This window comes from Paraburkholderia sp. J63 (genome assembly GCF_905220245.1).
Taxonomy (GTDB): domain Bacteria; phylum Pseudomonadota; class Gammaproteobacteria; order Burkholderiales; family Burkholderiaceae; genus Paraburkholderia.
The window spans coordinates 1-20,403 of sequence record NZ_CAJMZF010000034.1; the positions used below are offsets into that span (position 1 = coordinate 1).

At 64.3% G+C, this 20,403-nt stretch carries 18 protein-coding genes; 5 read left to right on the forward strand and 13 right to left on the reverse strand.

All coding sequences use genetic code 11. The features are described 5' to 3' along the window. Positions 1 to 101: 101 nt before the first annotated feature. From fdhA to U5775_RS28215, 8 genes are all read right to left on the reverse strand, one after another. Positions 102 to 1,298, reverse strand: coding sequence for a formaldehyde dehydrogenase, glutathione-independent (gene fdhA, locus U5775_RS28180; protein ID WP_322061466.1), 1,197 nt, complete (start codon positions 1,296 to 1,298; stop codon positions 102 to 104). A 157-nt stretch (positions 1,299 to 1,455) separates the two neighbouring features. Next, on the reverse strand, positions 1,456 to 1,914 hold the full coding sequence (locus U5775_RS28185) for a dihydroneopterin aldolase (RefSeq protein ID WP_322061392.1): 459 nt from the start codon (positions 1,912 to 1,914) through the stop codon (positions 1,456 to 1,458). Further along, positions 1,911 to 2,546, reverse strand: coding sequence for a sarcosine oxidase subunit gamma (locus U5775_RS28190; RefSeq protein ID WP_322061393.1), 636 nt, complete (start codon positions 2,544 to 2,546; stop codon positions 1,911 to 1,913). The genes U5775_RS28185 and U5775_RS28190 overlap by 4 nt, the downstream gene beginning before the upstream one ends. Continuing rightward, positions 2,536 to 5,544 carry a sarcosine oxidase subunit alpha family protein gene (locus U5775_RS28195; RefSeq protein ID WP_322061394.1) on the reverse strand — a complete coding sequence of 1,003 codons (3,009 nt, stop codon included), beginning with the start codon at positions 5,542 to 5,544 and terminating at the stop codon, positions 2,536 to 2,538. Before U5775_RS28195 ends, U5775_RS28190 begins: the two co-directional genes overlap by 11 nt. Then, positions 5,541 to 5,888 carry a sarcosine oxidase subunit delta gene (locus tag U5775_RS28200; protein ID WP_322061395.1) on the reverse strand — a complete coding sequence of 116 codons (348 nt, stop codon included), beginning with the start codon at positions 5,886 to 5,888 and terminating at the stop codon, positions 5,541 to 5,543. The genes U5775_RS28195 and U5775_RS28200 overlap by 4 nt, the downstream gene beginning before the upstream one ends. Before the next feature lie 25 nt (positions 5,889 to 5,913). Further along, positions 5,914 to 7,158 (reverse strand): sarcosine oxidase subunit beta family protein, encoded by a 1,245-nt coding sequence (locus U5775_RS28205; protein WP_322061396.1) that lies wholly within the window; start codon positions 7,156 to 7,158, stop codon positions 5,914 to 5,916. A gap of 37 nt (positions 7,159 to 7,195) precedes the next feature. Beyond that, the gene (locus U5775_RS28210; RefSeq protein WP_322061397.1) at positions 7,196 to 8,581 is read right to left on the reverse strand and encodes an L-serine ammonia-lyase; all 1,386 of its coding nucleotides are present in this window, start codon (positions 8,579 to 8,581) and stop codon (positions 7,196 to 7,198) included. Between the two features lie 309 nt (positions 8,582 to 8,890). Next, positions 8,891 to 10,033, reverse strand: a complete 1,143-nt coding sequence (locus tag U5775_RS28215; RefSeq protein ID WP_322061398.1) for a porin — start codon at positions 10,031 to 10,033, stop codon at positions 8,891 to 8,893. Between the two features lie 259 nt (positions 10,034 to 10,292). Between U5775_RS28215 and betI the strand changes: the two genes are divergently transcribed. From betI to betA, 3 genes are read left to right on the forward strand one after another with little or no spacing between them, the layout of a single operon-like run. After that, entirely contained in the window at positions 10,293 to 10,904 is a 612-nt protein-coding gene (gene betI / locus U5775_RS28220; RefSeq protein WP_322061399.1) for a transcriptional regulator BetI, read from the forward strand. A 15-nt stretch (positions 10,905 to 10,919) separates the two neighbouring features. Further along, positions 10,920 to 12,389 (forward strand): betaine-aldehyde dehydrogenase, encoded by a 1,470-nt coding sequence (gene betB, locus U5775_RS28225; RefSeq protein WP_322061400.1) that lies wholly within the window; start codon positions 10,920 to 10,922, stop codon positions 12,387 to 12,389. 31 nt (positions 12,390 to 12,420) lie between these two features. Further along, positions 12,421 to 14,145, forward strand: a complete 1,725-nt coding sequence (gene betA / locus U5775_RS28230; RefSeq protein WP_322061401.1) for a choline dehydrogenase — start codon at positions 12,421 to 12,423, stop codon at positions 14,143 to 14,145. Between the two features lie 102 nt (positions 14,146 to 14,247). Here betA and U5775_RS28235 read toward each other — a convergent pair whose 3' ends face one another. The 5 genes from U5775_RS28235 to U5775_RS28255 form a co-directional block, all read right to left on the reverse strand. After that, positions 14,248 to 14,580: a helix-turn-helix transcriptional regulator gene (locus U5775_RS28235; RefSeq protein ID WP_322061402.1), complete on the reverse strand. Its 333-nt coding sequence runs from the start codon at positions 14,578 to 14,580 to the stop codon at positions 14,248 to 14,250. Further along, a complete protein-coding gene (locus U5775_RS28240) occupies positions 14,573 to 14,899 on the reverse strand; it encodes a type II toxin-antitoxin system RelE/ParE family toxin (RefSeq protein ID WP_415913674.1) in 327 nt (108 codons plus the stop codon). Before U5775_RS28240 ends, U5775_RS28235 begins: the two co-directional genes overlap by 8 nt. A gap of 202 nt (positions 14,900 to 15,101) precedes the next feature. After that, positions 15,102 to 16,745 (reverse strand): APC family permease, encoded by a 1,644-nt coding sequence (locus U5775_RS28245; protein WP_322061404.1) that lies wholly within the window; start codon positions 16,743 to 16,745, stop codon positions 15,102 to 15,104. Between the two features lie 200 nt (positions 16,746 to 16,945). Continuing rightward, complete coding sequence (locus U5775_RS28250) at positions 16,946 to 17,896, reverse strand: choline ABC transporter substrate-binding protein (protein WP_322061405.1); 951 nt, start codon at positions 17,894 to 17,896, stop codon at positions 16,946 to 16,948. Positions 17,897 to 18,354: 458 nt separating this feature from the next. Beyond that, complete coding sequence (locus U5775_RS28255) at positions 18,355 to 19,242, reverse strand: LysR family transcriptional regulator (RefSeq protein ID WP_322061406.1); 888 nt, start codon at positions 19,240 to 19,242, stop codon at positions 18,355 to 18,357. Between the two features lie 137 nt (positions 19,243 to 19,379). Here U5775_RS28255 and U5775_RS28260 point away from each other — a divergent pair, with 137 nt between their 5' ends. Together U5775_RS28260 and U5775_RS28265 are read left to right on the forward strand one after the other, a co-directional pair. Beyond that, positions 19,380 to 19,862 carry a YybH family protein gene (locus U5775_RS28260; RefSeq protein ID WP_322061407.1) on the forward strand — a complete coding sequence of 161 codons (483 nt, stop codon included), beginning with the start codon at positions 19,380 to 19,382 and terminating at the stop codon, positions 19,860 to 19,862. A gap of 265 nt (positions 19,863 to 20,127) precedes the next feature. Further along, a complete protein-coding gene (locus U5775_RS28265; RefSeq protein ID WP_322061408.1) occupies positions 20,128 to 20,343 on the forward strand; it encodes a DUF3820 family protein in 216 nt (71 codons plus the stop codon). The last annotated feature ends 60 nt before the right edge of the window (positions 20,344 to 20,403 follow it).

The following is a 20,403-nucleotide window of genomic DNA, read 5'->3' on the forward strand; positions in this document are numbered from 1 at the left end:
CAAGGAAACGCGAAAAACCCCAAAAACCAAAAAAAAACGGGCAACCCACCTAAGAGCCACCCGTCCTCACCAGGCGCTTAACGCGCCCTACAAAACCCGCATCAAGCAGCCAACAACCCATGCGGGTCGATCACAAACTTACGCGGCGCGCCACCATCAAACTTCTTGTACCCTTCAGGCGCCTCATCCAGCGAAATCACCGAAACATTAACGATCTTGGCAATCGGCAAGCGATCAAACAAAATCGCCTGCATCAGGTTACGGTTGTACTTAAGCACGGGCGTCTGCCCGGTATGAAACGTATGCGACTTCGCCCAACCCAACCCAAAGCGAATGCTCAAGCTCCCATGCTGAGCAGCAACGTCCTTAGCACCCGGATCGTCAGTCACATAAAGCCCCGGAATACCGATCATTCCCGCAGGCCGCGTAATCTCCATGAGCGAATTGAGCACCGTAGCCGGCGCCTCTTCCGAGTGCCCGGAAGCCCCATGCCCATGCGCCTCGAAGCCCACACAATCCACCGCGCAATCGATCTCCGGCTTACCGAGAATCTGCTCGATCTGCTCCCCTAGCGAAGCATCTTTAGAGAGATCCACAACTTCAAAACCCATCGCCTTCGCATGCGCGAGACGTTCCGCATTGATATCGCCGACGATCGTGCAAGCCGCGCCAAGCAGACGCGCCGAGGCCGCCGCCGCCATCCCCACCGGTCCCGCGCCCGCGATATAAACCGTGGAGCCCGGCTTCACGCCCGCCGTCACCGCGCCGTGATAGCCGGTGGGCAGAATATCGGAGAGGCAGGTCAGATCGCGGATCTTCGACATCGCCTGATCCTTGTCCGGGAATTTCAGCAGATTGAAATCGGCATACGGCACGAGCACGTACTCGGCCTGGCCGCCAATCCAGCCGCCCATGTCCACATAGCCATAAGCGCCGCCCGCACGCGACGGATTCACGTTCAGGCACACGCCCGTATGCTGCTCGCGGCACATCGCGCAGCGGCCGCAGGCCACGTTGAACGGCACCGAAACCAGGTCGCCGAGCTTTAGCGTTTCGACGTCCTTACCAATCTCGACCACTTCGCCCGTGATCTCGTGGCCCAGCACGAGGCCGACCGGCGCCGTGGTCCGGCCGCGCACCATATGCTGGTCGGAGCCGCAGATATTCGTGCTGACCACCTTGAGAATCACGCCATGGCCGATCGCGCGTCCGGTCGGATCGACCATCTTCGGATAGTCGATCTTTTGCACTTCGACTTTGCCCGGCCCTTGATACACGACTCCACGATTGCTGCTCATCACTTTGTCTCCTGGTGAGTTGACGCTGCGGCGCGCACAGCGATAGAAGGAGCGTAGCCCTCCATGTACACCCTGCGATGTGCAAAAGCCGACGCACGCTTGTCGTGCGCCGACATCGGCGGGTCGCATAAGCGCAAAGGCGAGCGCAGGTGCGGCGCTAGGCGCGCGCCGTCGCGCTCCACTGCAGATAGTCGGCGCGCGTCCAGTCGAGCGACACGCCGATGCGCCGCGTGCCGGGCCGGATCTTCGGCTTGTGGACCTCGATCGTGAGCGAGTCCAGCGCGGGCCACTCGCGAAACGAAAGCGCCGCAATATCGGCCACCAGCGTTTCGAGCAGCCGCGTATGCGGCTTCCTCGCGAGAAACTCGGCAATGCGCGTGCAATAGCTCTCGTAGTCGATCCAGTCGCTCTCTTCTTTCGGCATGGACCGGTAGCCGAGCTGCGCATCGATCACGAGCGGCTGCGGCTGCCCGTGCTCATGCGGATGAATGCCGATGCGCGCGGGCACGCTCAAGCCCTCGACGAACACGCTCCAGCCGCGCCCGCGCGAGGGCGTTGCATCGAGCGCCGGGTGCGAGCCCAGCGCCCGATCGAACGTTCCGTCGACGATCTTCATGATGCGAGCGACGCCGCGGCGTCGAGCAGGATGCGGCAGAAGTAGTCGGCGAAGCTGCGGCGCACCACGATCTCGAAGCGGTTATCGCCCGTGGGGATCAGCACGATTGCGGCCTTGAAGAACACGCTCTGCGCGCATTGCCCCTCTTTGAACAGGCGCGGGTGCAGGTCGAGCGGGCAGCCGCGCGAGAGCACCTCGCGCGAGGCGGCGCCATCGATCTCCACCACGGTGTAGCCGCTGCCCACGTCCACGGCCGCCGCGTAGCTTTCGCCGAACGCGGGAGCGAGCTTCGCTTCGAGCACGCCAACCTGCACGGGCGCGTTCGAGCGCACGAGCCATTCGTCGGGGCCGAGCCACAGCACGTCATGGCCGTCGCCGCGCGCCACCGTGTTGGGCTGCGCGGGCGGCTGGCAGCCGACCACCTGGGCGAACGCGTCGACGAAGGCGGGGTCGCTCAGGTCGCCACGCACGTTCACGAGATCGCGAAACGGCAGCTCGCGCATCGTGAATGCCTTCGATCCGCGGGCCTCCTGGGCCTTGATGAGACCGGCCACGCCGACGAAAGGCGACTCGAGCTGCACTGCTACCGTACGCTCCGCAAGGGGCACCGGATCCATCGTTTCATTCAACATGCTGACGCACCCCTTCAGTGTCATAGAAAATCGGGCTGGCGATCTTCGCCTTCACGCGCCGGCCATCGGCCAGCGAGATCACCACGTGCTCGCCGGTCTTGTTCAGACCGCCCTTCACCACAGCCAGCGCAATCGAGCGGTCGAGAATCGGGCTGTAGTAGCTCGACGTCACGTGGCCCAGCATCGGCGTGGTGCCGTCCGCCTTCTGTTGCGCGTTGACGTCCACGATCTGGCCGCCTTCGGGCAGCACGAACTTCGCATCATCGGTCAGCAGTCCGACGAATTGCTTGCGCCCTTCCTTCGCGGTGTCCGAGCGCTTGAGCGAGCGCCGGCCCAGGAAGTCCTTGGTCTGCGAAACGAGGCCGCCCATGCCCAGGTCGAACGGCGTGATCGAACCGTCGGTGTCCTGGCCCACGATGATGTAGCCCTTCTCCGCACGCAGCACGTGCATCGTTTCCGTGCCGTAGGGCGTGATGTCGAACTCGGCGCCCGCGGCCATCAGCGCTTCCCACACCGCGCGGCCCGCATTGGCCGGCACGTTCACTTCGTAGGCCAGCTCGCCCGAGAAGCTGATGCGCATGACGCGCGACTTCACGCCCGCCACCGTGCCGTTGCGATACGACATGAACGGGAACGCGGCGTTGTCGAAGTCGATGTCCTTGCACACCTTCTGCAGGACCTTGCGGCTCTTCGGGCCCACCACGGCGAAGGTCGCCCAGTGATCGGTCACGGAGGCGAGACGCACCTTCATGTCCGGCCATTCCGTTTGCAGCCAGCGCTCGAGCCACGTGAGCACGCGCGCCGCGCCGCCGGTCGTGGTCGTCATCATGTAGTGCTGCGGTCCGAGGCGCACGGTCACGCCGTCGTCGAACACCATGCCGTTCTCGTCGAGCATCAGGCCATAGCGGCACTTGCCCACTTCGAGCTTGAGCCACGGATTCGTGTAGACCCAGTTCAGCAGCTTCGCGGCGTCCGGTCCCTGAATGTCGATCTTGCCGAGCGTCGAGGCATCGAGGATACCGACACTATTCCGGACTGCGAGGCATTCGCGCTTGAGCGCCGCGTGCATGTCCTCGCCCTTCTTCGGGTAGTACCAGGGGCGCTTCCAGTTGCCCACGTCCTCGAACAGCGCGCCATGCGCCTCGTGCCATTCGTGAATACAGGTCTTGCGGATCGGGTCGAGGAAGTCGCCCAGTTCGCGGCCCGCCACGGTGCCGAACGTCACGGGCGTGTAGTTCGGGCGGAACGTGGTCGTGCCGGTTTCGGGAATCGTCTTGCCGAGCGCGTCCGCGAGAATCGCCATGCCGCTGATGTTGCCGAGCTTGCCCTGGTCGGTGCCGAAGCCCATCGCCGTATAGCGCTTCACGTGCTCGACCGATTCGAAGCCTTCGCGCGCCGCCAGCAAAATGTCCGATGCCGCCACGTCGTTCTGGAAGTCGACGAACTGCTTCGGCCCACGCGGCGCGGCCTTGCGGCTGCCCACGAGCCACAGCGGCTGCAACGGCGTTTCGGTGATCTCGGCGGCCTTGGGCACCGGCGGGCGCGTCGTCGCGAAGCCGAGCGACTTCGTGGCGTCGATGCCCGCATCGACGGCTTGCGTGAGGCCGCGCGCGAGGCTGAATTCGCCCACCGCCGCGCCCACGCTCACTTCCTGCTGCATGCGCTTGCCCGGCATGAAGCAGGCCTTCGCGTCGTTCCAGTGCGCCTTGCCGCCCGACTGCGCGAACAGGTGCAGCACGGGGCTGAAGCCGCCCGACATCGCCACCAGATCGCAGGGCAGGTCGGCCTGCTTCGCGCCGGTCTGCCCGTTCGTGTACGCGACCACCTCGACCGAGCTCACGCGCAGCTTGCCACGCGCGGCCATGATGGCGGCGTTGTTCATGATCTTCACGCCCTGGCGGCGCGCGGCCTCCTGCAAAGCCCCCTTGCCCTGCGCACGCGAATCGACCACGGTCACGTTCGCGCCGCATGCCTTCAGGTCGAGCGCGCAGCGATAACCCGCGTCGTTGTTCGCGAACACCACGGCATTGCGGCCCGGCAGCACGCCATAGCGGTGAATATAGGTGGAGACCGCCGAGGCCATCATGATGCCCGGCAGGTCGTTATTGCCGAACACGATCGGCCGCTCGTGCGCGCCCGTCGCGAGAATCACGCGCTTCGCGCGGATCTTCCAGAGCAGCTCACGCGTGCCCTTGCGCGTCGAGACCGGCAGATGCTCGGTCAGGCGCTGCGTGACGGTCACGAGATTGTGATCCTGATAGCCGAAGGCCGTGCTGCGCGAAAGGACCTTCACGTCCGGCATCGCGGCGAGCTCCGCCTCGATCTTCTCGACCCACTGGATCGCCGAGCGGCCATCGATCTCCGACTTGCACGCCAGCAGGCTGCCGCCCAGTTCGCGCTGGTCGTCGACGAGAATCACGCGCGCGCCGGCGAGGCCCGCCGTATGCGCCGCGAGCAGGCCCGTGGGGCCGCCGCCGATCACGAGCACGTCGCAATGCGCGAAGCACTTGTCGTAGCGGTCGCCGTCGCGCACTTCGGGCGCCTTGCCCAGACCCGCGGCCTCGCGAATCTTCTCCTCGTACTTCGGCCACCACTTGCGCGGCCACATGAAGGTCTTGTAGTAGAAGCCCGCGGGCAGGAAGCGCGAGAACTTCTGGTTCACGGCCATGCGGTCGTGCTCGAGGCTCGGCTCCGCATTCACGCTGGTCGCGACGAGCCCCTGATAGAGCTCGACTTCGGTGGCACGCGCGTTCGGCACGGTGTAGGCGCCGCGCTCGAGCTGCACGACGGCATTCGGCTCGGCCACGTCGGCCGTCACGATGCCGCGCGGGCGGTGGTACTTGAAGCTGCGCGCGACGAAGTGCACGTCGTTGGCGAGCAGCGCCGAGGCGAGCGTGTCGCCCTGGTAGCCCTGATAGGTGCGCCCGTTGAACGTGAAAGTCAGCGGAATCGCGCGGTTGATGCGCCCGCCGGCGCCGAGTCGGTTCTTCTGGCTCATCGCTGCTTGCTCCCTTGCGTGCCCGGCTTTGCGCCTTGCTGTACGCCGTTTTGTACTTTCGCCTGTGCGTTCACGGACGAACCGGCTTTGCCAAATGTTTCGTAACCCTGAATTTCGTAAGAGACCGTATCGCGCGTCACCATGAACCAGCGGCGGCAGCCCTGCGTATGCAGCCACTGCTCCTTGTGCACGCCGCGCGGGTTATCGCGCATGAACAGGTATTCGCCCCATTCGCGGTCGCTCATCGCGTCCGAGTCGAGCGGACGCGCGATTTCCGCCTCGCCCCCGCAGGTGAATTCGATTTCGGCGCGCGGCCCGCACCATGGGCATTCGATCAGCAACATGTGGTGTTCTCCTCTTTACGGTGCGTTAGTGCGCCACGGCGGCCGCGCCGTGTTCGTCGATCAGATGGCCGGTATAGAAGCGGTCCAGCGAGAACGGCGCATTGAGCGGATGCGGCTCGTCGTTCGCGATGGTGTGGGCAAACGTCCAGCCCGAGCCCGGCGTGGCCTTGAAGCCGCCGGTGCCCCAGCCGCAGTTGAAATAGAGGCCCTTCACGTCGGTCTTGCTGATGATCGGGCAGGCGTCGGGCGAGACGTCGACAATGCCGCCCCACTGGCGATTCATGCGCACGCGCGAAAACACCGGGAACATTTCGACGATGGCCTGCAGCGTGCCTTCGATGATGTGGTAGCTGCCGCGCTGGCCAAAGCCCGTGTACTGGTCCACGCCCGCGCCGATCACGAGGTCGCCCTTGTCGGACTGGCTGATGTACGCATGCACCGCGTTGGACATGATGACCGAGTTGACCACGGGCTTGATCGGCTCCGAAACCAGCGCCTGGAGCGGATGGCTTTCGATCGGCAGGCGCACGCCGGCCATGTCGGCGAGCGTCGTGGTGTTGCCCGCGGCCACCACGGCGACCTTCTTCGCCTTGATGAAGCCCTTTACGGTATCCACGCCGGTCACGCGGCCGCCGTCGCGGCGAATGCCCGTTACCTGGCAGTTCTGAATGATGTCCACACCGTGGCGGTCCGCGCCGCGCGCGAAGCCCCAGGCCACCGCATCGTGGCGCGCCACGCCGGCACGGCGCTGAATGGACGCGCCCAGCACCGGATAGCGGCTGTTCAGGTTGATCGTGGGCTCGATCTCCTTGATCTGCTCGGGCGTGAGGAACTCGGCGTCCACGCCGTTCAGGCGGTTCGCGTTCACACGGCGCTCGGTGTCGCGCACGTCCTGCAGCGTGTGCGCGAGATTCATCACGCCGCGCTGGCTGAACATCACGTTGTAGTTGAGATCCTGCGAGAGCCCTTCCCAGAGCTTCATCGCCTTCTCGTAAAGCGCCGCCGACTCGTCCCACAGATAGTTCGAGCGCACGATGGTGGTGTTGCGCGCCGTATTGCCGCCGCCGATCCAGCCCTTCTCCAGAATCGCGACGTTTTTCACGCCGTGCTCTTTCGCGAGGTAGTACGCGGTCGCGAGACCATGCCCGCCGCCGCCGACGATCACGACGTCGTACTCCTTCTTCGGCTCAGGGCTCCTCCACTGCCGCTCCCAGTTCTCGTGATACGACAACCCGTTGCGGAACAGACTGAATATCGAATAGCGGCTCATCTTGCGGACCCCTTGCTCGTTGCCTTGCTCGTTACCATTAGCATTCGATGACGTTCACGGCCAGACCGCCGCGCGACGTCTCCTTGTATTTCGTTTTCATGTCGGCGCCCGTCTCGCGCATCGTCTTGATGACGTTGTCGAGCGTGACGTAGTGCTGGCCGTCGCCCTTGAGCGCCATGCGCGAGGCGTTGAGCGCCTTGATCGCGCCCATCGCGTTGCGCTCGATGCACGGAATCTGCACGAGGCCACCCACCGGATCGCAGGTCATGCCCAGGTTGTGCTCCATGCCGATCTCGGCCGCGTTCTCGACCTGCGAGGGCGTGCCGCCCATCACGGCCGCGAGCGCCGCCGCCGCCATCGAGCACGCCACGCCCACCTCGCCCTGGCAGCCCACTTCGGCGCCCGAGATCGAGGCCGTTTCCTTGTAGATGATGCCGATGGCCGCAGCCGTGAGCAGGAAGTCGATGATCCCCTTCTCGTTGGCGCCCGGCACGAACTTCACGTAGTAGTGGAGCACCGCGGGAATCACGCCGGCCGCGCCGTTGGTGGGCGCCGTGACCACGCGGCCGCCCGCGGCGTTTTCCTCGTTCACGGCCATCGCGTAGAGATTGACCCAGTCGAGCATCGAAAGCGGATCGCGCAGCGACTCCTCCGAACGCGAGCGCAGATGCACCGAAAGATCGGCGGCGCGGCGCTTCACGCCCATCGGGCCCGGGAGCTCGCCGTGCATCTTGCAGCCGCGCTCCACGCAGGCCGCCATCGTCTTCCAGATACCAAGCAGTCCTTCGCGTACTTCTTCGGGCGTGCGCGCCGCACATTCGTTCGCGAGCGTCACTTCGGCGATCGAGAGGCCGCTCTCGCGGCACACGCGCAGCAGGTCGTCGCCGGTGCGGAACGGCCAGGGCATCTCGCGGCCGCTGCGCACGCCGTTCACGCGGTCGCCCTCGCGGTTCACGACGAAGCCGCCGCCCACCGAGTAATACTCTTTCTCGACCAGCAACTGGCCGTTCTCGTCGAAGGCCTGAAAGCGCATGCCGTTCGAATGAAGCGTATTCGCGCCGCCCATGGTCCGGCGAAAGAAGCCGATGCCGTCCTTCTCGTCGAAGCGGATCGAGTGCTTGCCGAGCAGCACGAGCGTTTTCTCGGCGCGAATGGCGGCGAGGCGCGGCTCGATGCGATCGGGATCGATCGTGTCGGGCAGGTTGCCTTCGAGACCGAGCAGCACGGCCTTGTCGGTGCCGTGGCCCTTGCCCGTCGCGCCGAGCGAGCCATAGAGCTCGACCTTCACGCGCCGCACGAAGGCGAGCAGATTGGCGTCCTCGATATGGGATGCGAAGCGGCACGCGGCGACCATGGGGCCGACCGTATGCGAGCTCGACGGACCGATCCCGATCTTGAACAGGTCGAAGACGCTGACGTTCATCTGACTTCCCTCACCTCTGGTTAAAGCGTGGAATGGGCTGGAATAGCTTGAAACTGCTGGGCTGACGTTAGACGCAAGTAAATCAAAAACGCCACCGCGTCAGATAGAACAAAAACGCCATTGCCGTTGGATGGCCCCGCCAGCGGGACTTTCGGGCCGTTCGCAAACGCGTTTTGACGATGGTTCGCGGCCAAAAAACACAAGTCGGCGGGACAGCGGCTCAGGCCGTCCCGCCGACGTTCCAGGGGATTTGCTGCGGCGCAGCGCGAGCAAGCGCACCGCGAAAGCCGGGGTGGAACCCGGCTGGACTTAGAACGAATGGCGCATGCCGATGCGCACGTCGGCCTGCGTGGTGGTCGAAGACGGCGTGAAGCTGTAGCCGATCACGGCGTCCACGCCCTGCGAGGCCTTGAGCCAGTCACCCGAGAGATAGACTTCGGTGCGCTTCGAGAGCAGGTAGTGCAAACCCGCAGAGAGCTGGTTCCAGTGATGACCGTCGAAATGCGTGTACTGGTAGCCGCCGATCAGGCTCACGTCGGGCGTGACCTGCCAGTCCGCGCCGCCTTCGCCCACCTGCATGTGCTCGCTCTGGCCGAACGCCTTGATCTGCGTGTAGGTGAAGTCGCCCATCAGCGTGACGGGGCCGATCACGTAGCTCGCGCCCACGCCGAACGCGCCCTGCTTGTCCACCGGAAACGCCGAGTTCGCATAGAGGTCGGTGACGGCGCCCGTGGCCGGGTCCACGCTCACGGTGGGCCTGCCGAAGAACGAATGCACGCCGATCATCGCGTACGGGTCGAACGCATAGATGCCCGACGGGTTGTTCAACTGCGTGTACGCCGTGCCCGCCGAGAAACCGCCGTTCTGGTATTGCGCGCCCACGCTCCACGCGCTGCCCGTATGAAACTCGCCCGGCGTATTGCTGAACGAGTACATGCCGCCGAACTGGAAGCCGCCATAGGTGTTCGACGTGAATTTCACGGCGTTTTGCAGATGGTCGCCGTTCATGCGGTCGAAGTCGCCCTGGTTGATGGCGTAGCCGCTCGCCCATGCGGTGACGTTGTACTGATACACCATGTCCTGCGTCATGTCGGACTGGTTGCCGAACGTGAGCGTGCCCCAATCGTTCTGGAGACCTACATAGGCTGCTCTGCCGAACAGCGAGCCGCCATTGGCGAGTTCGCCGTTGCCTACGTGAAAGCCGCTTTCGAGTTCGAAGATGGCCTTGTTGCCGCCGCCAAGGTCTTCGGTGCCCTTGATGCCCCAGCGGTTCGCATACGAAATGCCGTCGTCGAACTTCACCTGGTGCGAGCCGCCCGCGTTGGTCGCGTAGGTCACGCCCGCATCGATGATCCCGTACATCGTCACGCTGCTCTGGGCTTCGCTCTGGGTGGAGAGCGTGGCCAACGCGAGCGCGATGCCAGTCAGTGCCGCCGCTTTCACTTTCTTCATGGTGTGGGTCTCTCTTGCCTTGCGTTACGGTTGATGGGCCGCATAAAGCACGGATCCAGCGCGTGCGAAGCCGTGGAGGAAACGCACGCTTTATGCGGATCGTGAGAACGTACAAATCCAGATTTCGGGCCGCTTGTACGAACACGACGCGTACTTGGGGAAAAGCGCCGCCCCGCCATCATTGCGTTTTTCTTGATTGATCGTTCAATAAAAAACGACTAGAGTAGGGACCTTCCAGAAGCGCCTTGAAAGAATCGCCATGCCCAAGATCGGAATGCGCGACGTCCGTCGCGCCCAGCTCATTGATGCGACCCTGCAATCGATCGACCAGTCCGGACTCTCGGGCACGACGCTTGCCACGGTCGCGCAGCACGCGAATATCTCCACGGGGATCGTCAGTCACTATTTCGGCGGCAAGGATGGCCTGCTCGAGGCCACCATGCGCCATATCCTGCGCGATCTCTGGGAAGCCACCATGCGCCGCCGCACGGCGGCGAAGGACGAGCCGCGCGCGCGTTTGCGCGCCATCGTCGCCGCGAATTTCGACGTCTCGCAGGTGAATACGCCGGTGATGAAGACCTGGCTTGCGTTCTGGGCCGAGAGCATGCATCAGCCCGCGCTGCGCCGCCTGCAGCGCGTGAATACGCGGCGGCTCTATTCGAACCTGTGCGCGGAGTTCGAGAAGGTCTTGCCGCGCGCGGCGTCGCGGCGCGCCGCCAGCGGTCTCGCCGCGATGATCGACGGCTTGTGGCTGCGCGGCACGTTGACCGGCGAGCCGTTCGACACCAAGGCCGCCCTGCGCGTCGCCAACGAATACATCGATCTGATGCTCGAAACGCGCGCGAAGGCGCGCTCGAGCAAGTCCGCCTAGCCCGGAGTCACCACCATGTCTGTTTATCCGCTCGAACGCCTCTTCATCGATGGCGCCTTCACCGACGCCACCAGCGGCGAGACCTTCGAAACGCGCGACCCCGCCACGGGCGAAACGCTCGCGACCGTGCAGCAGGCCAGCGCCGCCGACATCGAGCGCGCCGTGCAATCGGCGCGCGCGGGCCAGCGCGTCTGGGCCGCCATGACCGCCATGGAGCGCTCGCGCATCCTGCGCCGCGCGGTCGAGTTGCTGCGCGCGCGCAACGACGAACTGGCCGCGCTCGAAACGCGCGACACCGGCAAGCCCATTGCGGAAACGAGCGCCGTGGACATCGTCACCGGCGCCGACGTGATCGAGTACTACGCCGGCCTCGCCACCGCGATCGAAGGCCAGCAGATTCCGTTGCGCACCGATTCGTTCGTCTATACGCGGCGCGAGCCGCTGGGCGTGACGGCCGGCATCGGCGCATGGAATTACCCCATCCAGATCGCGTGCTGGAAGTCGGCGCCCGCGCTGGCCGCCGGCAACGCGATGATCTTCAAGCCGAGCGAGGTCACGCCGCTCTCGGCCTCGAAGCTCGCCGAAATCTATCTCGAGGCCGGCGTGCCGCCTGGCGTATTCAACGTCGTGCAAGGCGATGCGCGCGTGGGCGCAATGCTGAGCACGCACCCCGGCATCGAGAAAATCTCGTTTACGGGCGGCGTGGAAACGGGCAAGAAAGTCATGGCCGCGGCCGGCGGATCGTCGCTGAAGGAAGTGACGATGGAGCTCGGCGGCAAGTCGCCGTTGATCGTATTCGAAGACGCCAATGTCGACCGCGCCGCCGACATTGCGGTCACGGCCAACTTCTTCAGCTCGGGCCAGGTCTGCACCAACGGCACACGCGTATTCGTGCACGAGTCGGTGCTGCCGGCGTTCGAGGCCTGCGTGCTCGAACGCGTCGCGCGCATCCGCGTCGGCCATCCCGGCGACCCCGCCACCAACTTCGGCCCGCTCGCGAGCGCGGCGCAGCTCGACAAGGTGCTCGGCTACATCGAGAGCGGCAAGCAGGAAGGCGCACGGCTCGTCGCGGGCGGCGCGCGCATAGTGGAAGGCGAATTCGCGCGCGGCCAGTACGTGCAGCCGACCGTATTCTCCGCTTGCCGCGACGACATGAAGATCGTGCGCGAGGAAATCTTCGGCCCGGTCATGAGTATCCTGTCGTTTGCTGAGGAATCCGAAGTCATCGCGCGCGCCAACGACACGATCTACGGTCTTGCCGCCGGTGTCGTCACCGAGAACCTGTCGCGCGCGCATCGCGTGATTCACCGGCTCGAAGCGGGCATCTGCTGGATCAACACCTGGGGCGAGTCGCCCGCCGAAATGCCCGTGGGCGGCTACAAGCAATCGGGCGTGGGACGCGAGAACGGTATCACGACGCTCGAGCACTACACGCGCATCAAATCGGTTCAGGTCGAACTGGGACCGTATCGGCCCGCGTTTTAAGGCATTTCGAGGGAATTTGAGGGGACACGGCATGGCAGCGCAAGAGTACGACTACATCATCATCGGCGCGGGATCGGCGGGCAACGTGCTCGCCACGCGGCTTACCGAGGATCGCGACGTCACGGTCCTGCTGCTGGAAGCGGGCGGTCCCGACTACCGCTTCGACTTCCGCACGCAGATGCCGGCCGCGCTCGCGTATCCGTTGCAAGGCCGCCGCTACAACTGGGCCTACGAAACCGACCCCGAGCCGTTCATGAACAACCGGCGCATGGAGTGCGGGCGCGGCAAGGGTCTCGGCGGCTCTTCGCTCATCAACGGCATGTGCTATATCCGCGGCAACGCGCTCGACTACGACGGCTGGGCCGAGCGCAAAGGGCTGGAAAACTGGAGCTATCTGGATTGCCTGCCCTACTTCCGCAAGGCGGAAACGCGCGACGTGGGCGCGAACGACTATCACGGCGGCGACGGCCCGGTGCACGTGACCACGAGCAAGCCCGGCGTAAACCCGCTGTTCGAAGCGATGGTGGAGGCCGGCGTGCAGGCGGGCTACCCGCGCACCGATGACCTCAACGGCTACCGCCAGGAAGGCTTCGGGCCGATGGACCGCACGGTGACGGCCAAGGGCCGGCGCGCGAGCACCGCGCGCGGCTACCTGGACCAGGCGAAGCAGCGGCCCAACCTCGACATCGTCACGCACGCGACCACGGACCGGATCCTGTTCAGTGGCAAGCGCGCGAACGGCGTGGTCTTTCTCGACGGCAGCGCCCAGGTGACGCGCTACGCGCGCCGCGAAGTGCTGGTGTGCGCGGGCGCGATCGCCTCGCCGCAGCTTCTGCAGCGCTCGGGCGTGGGCCCCGGCGCGTGGCTGCGCGAGCTCGACATTCCGGTCGTGCTCGATCTTCCCGGTGTGGGACAGAATCTTCAGGACCACCTGGAAATGTACATGCAGTACGAGTGCAAGGAACCGGTGTCGCTCTACCCTGCGCTGCTCACGCGCAATCAGCCCGCCATCGGGCTCGAATGGATGCTGCGCGGCACCGGCATCGGCGCGAGCAATCATTTCGAGGCGGGCGGCTTCATCCGCACGCGCGACGACGATCCGTGGCCCAACATCCAGTATCACTTCCTGCCCGTTGCGATCAATTACAACGGCACCAATGCGATCAAAATGCACGGCTTCCAGGCGCACGTCGGGTCGATGCGCTCGCCCAGCCGCGGCCGCGTGAAACTGCGCTCGCGCGACCCGCGCCAGCATCCCTCGATTCTCTTCAACTACATGGCCGAGGCGCTCGACTGGCGCGAGTTCCGCGACTCCATTCGCATCACGCGCGAGATCATCGCGCAGCCGGCGCTCGACCGCTTCCGCGGGCGCGAGCTGAGCCCCGGCGCCGAACTCCAGACCGACGCGCAGATCGACGCCTTCGTGCGCAACCGCGCGGAGACGGCCTATCACCCGTCGTGCTCGTGCGCGATGGGCTACGACGACATGGCTGTCGTGGACGGCGAAGGCCGCGTGCATGGTATCGAGGGATTGCGCGTGGTGGATGCTTCGATCATGCCGCGCATCACCACCGGCAATCTCAACGCGCCGACGATCATGCTCGCGGAGAAGATTGCCGATCGTATTCGCGGGCGAAATGCGCTCGCGCGCTCGACGGCGCCGTATTACGTGGCGAATGGCGCGCCGGCGCGCGGTGGGGATTTGCCGTTGCGGCCGGCGGGCGGCGAGCGGAGGAAAGCGCGCGCGGTGTCGTAATCGTCAGAAATCTATCGGAGACCTGAGTAATCAGGTGTCCGTTGCGGGCCGGAATCGAAGCGCGGCTCGAAGTACAGCGCGGAGATTCCGGCCCGTTTGTGTTTATATGAGTGAAATCCGCAGAGTTTTCCCGCATGCCGCTGCGTACTTGCGCAGCGTCGCCAGCGAAGGCGAATGCTTTTCGCTCGCGAGCGACGATTCCAGGCGGGATACCGCGGATGTAGTGGTGCCCATGCGCTCGGCCACTTGCGCTTGTGTGAGACCCGCTTGCTTGCGGGCGGTGAGCAGCGCATCCAGCGCGGTGAACTCTTCTTCGAGCGCGTCATAGGCGGCCCTGAACTCCGGGTCCTGCATCATCCGCTCAGTGTCGGCTTTCGTGTGCGGTACGGGGTCGTACCGATCTTCGAGGTCGCTACGCCCCCTCGCCTTAGCCATTGTCCAACACCTCCTTCAAGCGTTTGCGGGCAACTCGCAATTCGGCAGCCGGTGTTTCCTGCGTTTTCTTGACGAACGAATGCAGGACGACGATGCGCTGACCCACTTGTGTGCAATAGAAAACTCGTCCGATGCCCTCACGACCGCGCGGGCGCAGCTCGAACAGTCCACCACCCATAGCGCGAGAGTGGGGCATCCTCAGATCAGCACCGAACTTTTCCAGAATGCCCAGCAGCCGCCAGTAGTCGGCTCGAATGCCGATCGGCAAAGAAAACACCTCGTTCTTTACGCGCTCGCTATAGTACGCGATCGTCCACATACCGTCCAAATATTAGCAAATTTGCGAAATTCCAGCAAGTCTGCCTGAGAACTGCCTGTCCAACCATGAGCACGCACAAGGAAGAAGCGAACGCCTGCCACCGGACGTCAAGCACACAAAAACAAAACGGCGTCACGCAGCACCCAGAAATCCGGACACCCGCATGACGCCGCAAAACCAACCACCAAACCAAACCCGCCCGTTACGCCCTCGCCGCCAGATAATGCGAAACCGCAATCGTGAGCGCAGCCCCAATCAACGCAACATAAGGCAACCTGTCGCGCCACTTGCTACGCACAGGAATCTCCACTTCCATATCGAGCGCACTACCCGCAGGAAAATGCCCACGATCCTGCCAGTAGTGGCGATAAGCAAACACCGGCACGATCAGCAGCATCGCGATCAACCCATCGCGCAGCGTATTCTCGCCCTGCAGATTCGCCCCCGCGCCAACAAACACGAGATTCGCATAACCGCACAGCGCGCCAAGCCCCAACAACCAAGTCGGGCACCGAAACGGCCGATCCCAGGCCGGACGATCCATGCGATGAATCCAGCCCGATTGCAGATTGAGAAACACGAACAGCATGTAGCAAACGTTCGAGATAGACAGCACCGTCATGTAGTCGGACATCGCGAGCAACACGAGGTTGAAGCCCAGATCGGTCCACATGGCCGCGGTCGGCGCGCCATGCTCGTTCACGCGCGAAAGATAGCGCGGCAGCCAGCCATCCACCGAAGCCTGATAGAGCGTGCGCGAAGACCCCATCATCGAAGTCATCACGATCAGCAGGATCGAGAGCATCAGCATCACGACGATCGCGTTGCCGACCCATGCGCCGCCGCCCACGATGGACGCCATCGCCATGCCAACGCCGGTGCCATCGCCAATGCGCGGATCGAGCATCGCCTGCATCCCGAGCGAGCCCTGGAACGCGAGCGGCACGAGCGTCATCACGATCAGGCAGAGCGCGCCCGACCAGAAGATCGCGCGCGCGGTGTCGCGGCGCGGATCGCGGAACTCACGCGTGTAGCAGACGGCGGTCTCGAAGCCATACGAGGCCCAGCCGGCCATGAACATGGCGCCCAGCGCCATCACCACGCCCTGCCCGTTCCATGCGCCGAAGAACGAGGCGCTCGGATTGCCCTGCGCATCGTGGCCGAGCGGCAGCAGCGGGAACAGATGTTTCGCGGGCACGTCGCCGGTCACGAACGGCACGAGGCCGACGATCAGGAGCGGCGTGAGCGAGGCGATGCCAAGAATCTTCTGCGTTTTAGCGGCCTTCGATGCGCCGCTATGTTGAAGCCGGAACGTGATGAGCAGGAACGCGGCCGCAATCATGAAGGTCGCGTTGATGCGCAGCGTGAGTCCGGGCTTGATGAAGTCCAGATTCGCGAGCGTCCAGTGCCATTGCAGAATGGCCGCATCGGGCGAGAACAGCGTGGCGAGCGCGTAGTTCGCGGCCAGCCCGCAGCCGAGCGCGAGCATGGGCGACCAGGCGAGCCAGTTGCACCAGACGGAGACCGGCGCAATCATCTTGCCGTAACGCACCCAGCCGATCGCGCCGTACACCGACGCGCCACCCGACTTGTGCGGAAATAGCCCGGAAATCTCGGCGTAGGTGGCGCTCTGCATGAGGCCCATCGTGATCGATGCGATCCAGATGGCCCACGCCGGCTGGCCTATCGTTGCGCATACGCCGCCAATCGTGAAGAGCACACCCGCCGGTACGCCGCTCGTGACCCAAAATGCGTCTTTCCATGTGAGGCCACGCTGCAGCGCATGGCCGTGGTCGCCTCGGGCGGTCTCCTCGCCGCCGCGCGTACGTATTCCAGCTTGCTCCATCCATTTCCTCCTGAGATCTAACGCTAAACAACCAAAAACACCGCGCCTATAGGGGCCATCAGGGATCGTCAAAAACGGCCGGAGATGACGCGGGCGCGGCGAGCGCGCAAGCCGCGTGCCTGCCACGGCGCGCCGGTCTCCTCCGAGGCGCGCGGGCAGGCGTCATGCATGCGGGGCGATGCGCGAATCAACGCAGCGAATCAGTGCACGCCCAGGTAGGCGCGCACGGCCGGCAGGCCGGGCTTGCCGTCGAGCGTCGTCACGCCGGCGAGCCACTTGTCGAGCATTTGCGGGTTCGACTTGAGCCAGTCGGCGGCCGCTTTGTTGGGGTCTTCCTTGGCGGCGATGGGCACCATCAGGTGGTTCTCGATGGCCGTGGTGAATTGCAGGTTCGAGACGAATTTCGCCACGTTCGGGCAGCGCGCGCTGTAATCAGGCGGTTCCGCGGTCATGACTTTCGCCGCGCCGTAGTTAGGTCCGAAAACGTCGTCGCCGCCCGAGAGATAGTCGATCTTCATCTGCACGTTCATCGGATGCGGCTCCCAGCCGAGGAACACGATCCACTGCTTCTCGCGCTCGGCGCGATTCACCTGCACGAGCATGCCGGCCTCGCTCGACTCCACGAGCTTGAACTTGCCGAGGCCGTACTGGTTCGAGCTGATCATCTTCTGGATCAGCTGGTTGCCGTCGTTGCCGGGTTCGATGCCGTAGATCTTGCCCTGCAATTTATCGGCGTACTTCGCGATGTCCTGGAACGAGTGCAGGCCGCCCTGGTACACGTAGTCGGGCACCGCGAGCGTGTATTTCGCGCCGGTGAGATTGGGCGTAGTCAGCACCTTGATCGAGCCCGATTTCGTGAACGGGGCGATGATCGGGTCCATCGTCGGCGACCAGTAGCCGAGGAACACGTCGATCTGTTTGCTCTTCAGACCCGCGAAGGTGATCGGCACGGACGCGATGGTCTTCGTGGGCTCATAGCCGAGGCCGGCGAGTATCGTGGACGCTACCCCCGTGGTCGCCGCGATGTCGGTCCAGCCGACGTCGGCGAAGCGCACCGCCTTGCATTCAGCGGGGTCCGCCGCATAAGCGCTGGAGCAGGCGGCTGCCGCGAACAGCAGCGCGCAGGCTTGCAGGGTCTGGAATCGGCACATCTTCGTCTCCTCGAGGATTGCACAGCGTCGATTGGTTGGGTTCCGCACGTCAAGGGATGGCGGCAAGCTTCGCGAACGGACGGCGGCCGGCCCGGCGCAACGCGCGCGTGCCCTTCTTTTCCCGCCTCGCTGGGGCGACTGTCGACGCGGCTCCAGCGAGGGTTGTGGCGACGACGCGCATCCCATGACCAATAGTCGGCTGGCAAAAAGCCAGGCAACGTAGCAATTGCGACGGGCACTTGCGCAGAAGCGACAACCTACCGCCACCAGGTCCGCGCGACAAGGTTTTAAGTTAATTGAACGATCAATATAGGCTAGGGAAGGACCTGGGATCGAGGTCGTCCGCGCGGCAGCGGGAATGCGCGCACACGCGTGCCCGCGCGCCATCGCATGATGACTTTCAGAGTAATTTCATTCGCATGACTGGAGATTTCGGTCGCTTTCGACTTGATTACACTCTAAGCCGCTTTGGCCTTCCTGCGCGGCGCGCCTTCGGCCATCTCCAGAAACGCGCCCAGCGCGCTGGAAACATGGCCATCGCGCCGCCGGATGAACAAGGTCTGCATGCGCGCCAGCTCCGCGGGCAAGCGATGCACGCTGACCTTGCCCGCGGCGGCCGCTTGCTCGACCACGCCATGCGGCAGCAAGGTCACGCCCACGCCTGCCGCCACGCAGCTCAGAATCGCATCGAGGGAGCCAAACTCCAGCGGCCTCGCCACGACGAGGCCGCGCCCATAGAGAAATGCCTCGAGCCGCTGCCGATACGAACAACCGAACTGGAAAACCACGGTCTTGAGATCGGCGATCTTCGCCAGTGCTTTTAATGAGGACACCGCAGGACTGGCAACGAGCACCAGATCCTCGGTAAAGACGCGCTTCTGCTCGATCTCGGGATGCTCGACAGGACCGGCGACAAACGCGCCGTCGAGCTTGCATTCAACCACGTCGCGCACGAGCTTGCCCGTGTTGCCGGAACTCACCACGAGCCGCACTTGCGGCCATTTGCGGGCGAAGTCGGCGAGAAGCGGAGAAAGCCGCAGCGCCATGGTGGTCTCCAGCGAGCCGAGCATCAGCGTACCGGCCGGTGCGCCATCGTCGCGCGCAGCCGCGCGAGCGTCTTCGACCAGCTTCGCGATGCGCCCCACGAACGGCACCATGCGCTGGCCCGCGGGCGTGGTCACAACGCCGCGTGCGTGACGCTCGAACAGCGCGAGCCCCACGTCCTCCTCCAGCGCACGAATGCGCGCCGTGACGTTGGACTGCACGGTGTTGAGCTCGACCGCGGCCTTGTTCATACTGCCGAGGCGCGCCACGGCCTCGAACGTCTTCAGGTCAGTCAGATCCATGGGCGCCACCTTGAGCGTAGACGAATCGAGCTTAGCATGTATCGAAAATACAGATTGCTGCTATCGAAACAAATCAGTTCTGGAGATCGACATTCGCGCGTAGTCTGTACTCATTCACCCCAACGGAGCAAACCGGCATGAGCACCTCCATTCTTCGCGTGAGCGGCAATGAACAGGCTGACAAGGGCAGCGCACTGGAAGCGCTGGTGGCGTTCTATCGCGCCTTCAACGCGGGCGATCTCGATGCGCTCGCCGCCAACTGGGCCCCGAACGAGCGGCCGAGCATGGACAATCCCATCGGCGGCATCCGGCGCGGCTGGCCCGCCATTCGCGCCGGTTATCAGGCGCTATTCGAAGGGCCGGCGCGCGTGCAGGTGGCGTTTCACGACTTCACATCGGAAGGCGGCGACGACTGGCACCTGTTCGTCGGCCGCGAGGAGGGAACGTGCGTGCTGCCCGATCGCACGATCCCCTTGCGCATTCGCACGACGCGCTGGTTCGCGAAGATCGATGGCGTATGGCGGCAGCTTCATCACCATGGCTCGATCGAGGAGCCGGCGCTGCTCGCCGAGTATCAGACCGCGATTTTCGGCGCACCGCTCGATGCGCCGCTGGCCTGAGGTTCAAAGGACCTGCCCAGACACAATCGGCAGGCCCCACCCCGAGCTTAGAACCACTGGCCGTTGACGGCGCCGGGCGCGAGCGAGACGCCGCGCAGCACCTCGCCGATCAAGCGCAGCTACCGTACAGGGACTTCGTGAAGGATTTGTTGCAGGGGCACAGATGTTTTTTCCGCACTCACAAGTAATGAGGATGTCTATGTATTTGGCAATCGCTTTGGCTCGGTCCGGCATACGAAAACCGAAAGTCATGCACAATAGCCCCATGCAGACCCCAGACCTTGAACGCCTTGTCACCCTCGCCATGCCCTTCGGCAAATACAAAGGCCGGCTTATCGCCGACCTGCCCGGGCATTACCTCAACTGGTTCGCCCGCGAAGGGTTTCCGCCGGGCGAACTCGGCCGGCTGCTCGCGCTGATGCACGAGATGGACCATAACGGCCTGAGGTCCTTGCTCGATCCGCTGCGCAAGCGCGGATAACGTCGATCAGCGCCATTGCCACCGCGCGTCGTTCCGGCATCCCGCATCAGCCCGGATGAA

Excerpts from the sequence above, each read along its gene's own strand:
- fdhA (WP_322061466.1), bottom strand. The coding sequence starts at position 1,298 with ATGAGCAGCAATCGTGGAGTCGTGTATCAAGGGCCGGGCAAAGTCGAA.
- U5775_RS28185 (WP_322061392.1), bottom strand. The coding sequence starts at position 1,914 with ATGAAGATCGTCGACGGAACGTTCGATCGGGCGCTGGGCTCGCACCCG.
- U5775_RS28190 (WP_322061393.1), bottom strand. The coding sequence starts at position 2,546 with ATGTTGAATGAAACGATGGATCCGGTGCCCCTTGCGGAGCGTACGGTA.
- U5775_RS28195 (WP_322061394.1), bottom strand. The coding sequence starts at position 5,544 with ATGAGCCAGAAGAACCGACTCGGCGCCGGCGGGCGCATCAACCGCGCG.
- U5775_RS28200 (WP_322061395.1), bottom strand. The coding sequence starts at position 5,888 with ATGTTGCTGATCGAATGCCCATGGTGCGGGCCGCGCGCCGAAATCGAA.
- U5775_RS28205 (WP_322061396.1), bottom strand. The coding sequence starts at position 7,158 with ATGAGCCGCTATTCGATATTCAGTCTGTTCCGCAACGGGTTGTCGTAT.
- U5775_RS28210 (WP_322061397.1), bottom strand. The coding sequence starts at position 8,581 with ATGAACGTCAGCGTCTTCGACCTGTTCAAGATCGGGATCGGTCCGTCG.
- U5775_RS28215 (WP_322061398.1), bottom strand. The coding sequence starts at position 10,033 with ATGAAGAAAGTGAAAGCGGCGGCACTGACTGGCATCGCGCTCGCGTTG.
- betI (WP_322061399.1), top strand. The coding sequence starts at position 10,293 with ATGCCCAAGATCGGAATGCGCGACGTCCGTCGCGCCCAGCTCATTGAT.
- betB (WP_322061400.1), top strand. The coding sequence starts at position 10,920 with ATGTCTGTTTATCCGCTCGAACGCCTCTTCATCGATGGCGCCTTCACC.
- betA (WP_322061401.1), top strand. The coding sequence starts at position 12,421 with ATGGCAGCGCAAGAGTACGACTACATCATCATCGGCGCGGGATCGGCG.
- U5775_RS28235 (WP_322061402.1), bottom strand. The coding sequence starts at position 14,580 with ATGGCTAAGGCGAGGGGGCGTAGCGACCTCGAAGATCGGTACGACCCC.
- U5775_RS28240 (WP_415913674.1), bottom strand. The coding sequence starts at position 14,899 with ATGTGGACGATCGCGTACTATAGCGAGCGCGTAAAGAACGAGGTGTTT.
- U5775_RS28245 (WP_322061404.1), bottom strand. The coding sequence starts at position 16,745 with ATGGAGCAAGCTGGAATACGTACGCGCGGCGGCGAGGAGACCGCCCGA.
- U5775_RS28250 (WP_322061405.1), bottom strand. The coding sequence starts at position 17,896 with ATGTGCCGATTCCAGACCCTGCAAGCCTGCGCGCTGCTGTTCGCGGCA.
- U5775_RS28255 (WP_322061406.1), bottom strand. The coding sequence starts at position 19,242 with ATGGATCTGACTGACCTGAAGACGTTCGAGGCCGTGGCGCGCCTCGGC.
- U5775_RS28260 (WP_322061407.1), top strand. The coding sequence starts at position 19,380 with ATGAGCACCTCCATTCTTCGCGTGAGCGGCAATGAACAGGCTGACAAG.
- U5775_RS28265 (WP_322061408.1), top strand. The coding sequence starts at position 20,128 with ATGCAGACCCCAGACCTTGAACGCCTTGTCACCCTCGCCATGCCCTTC.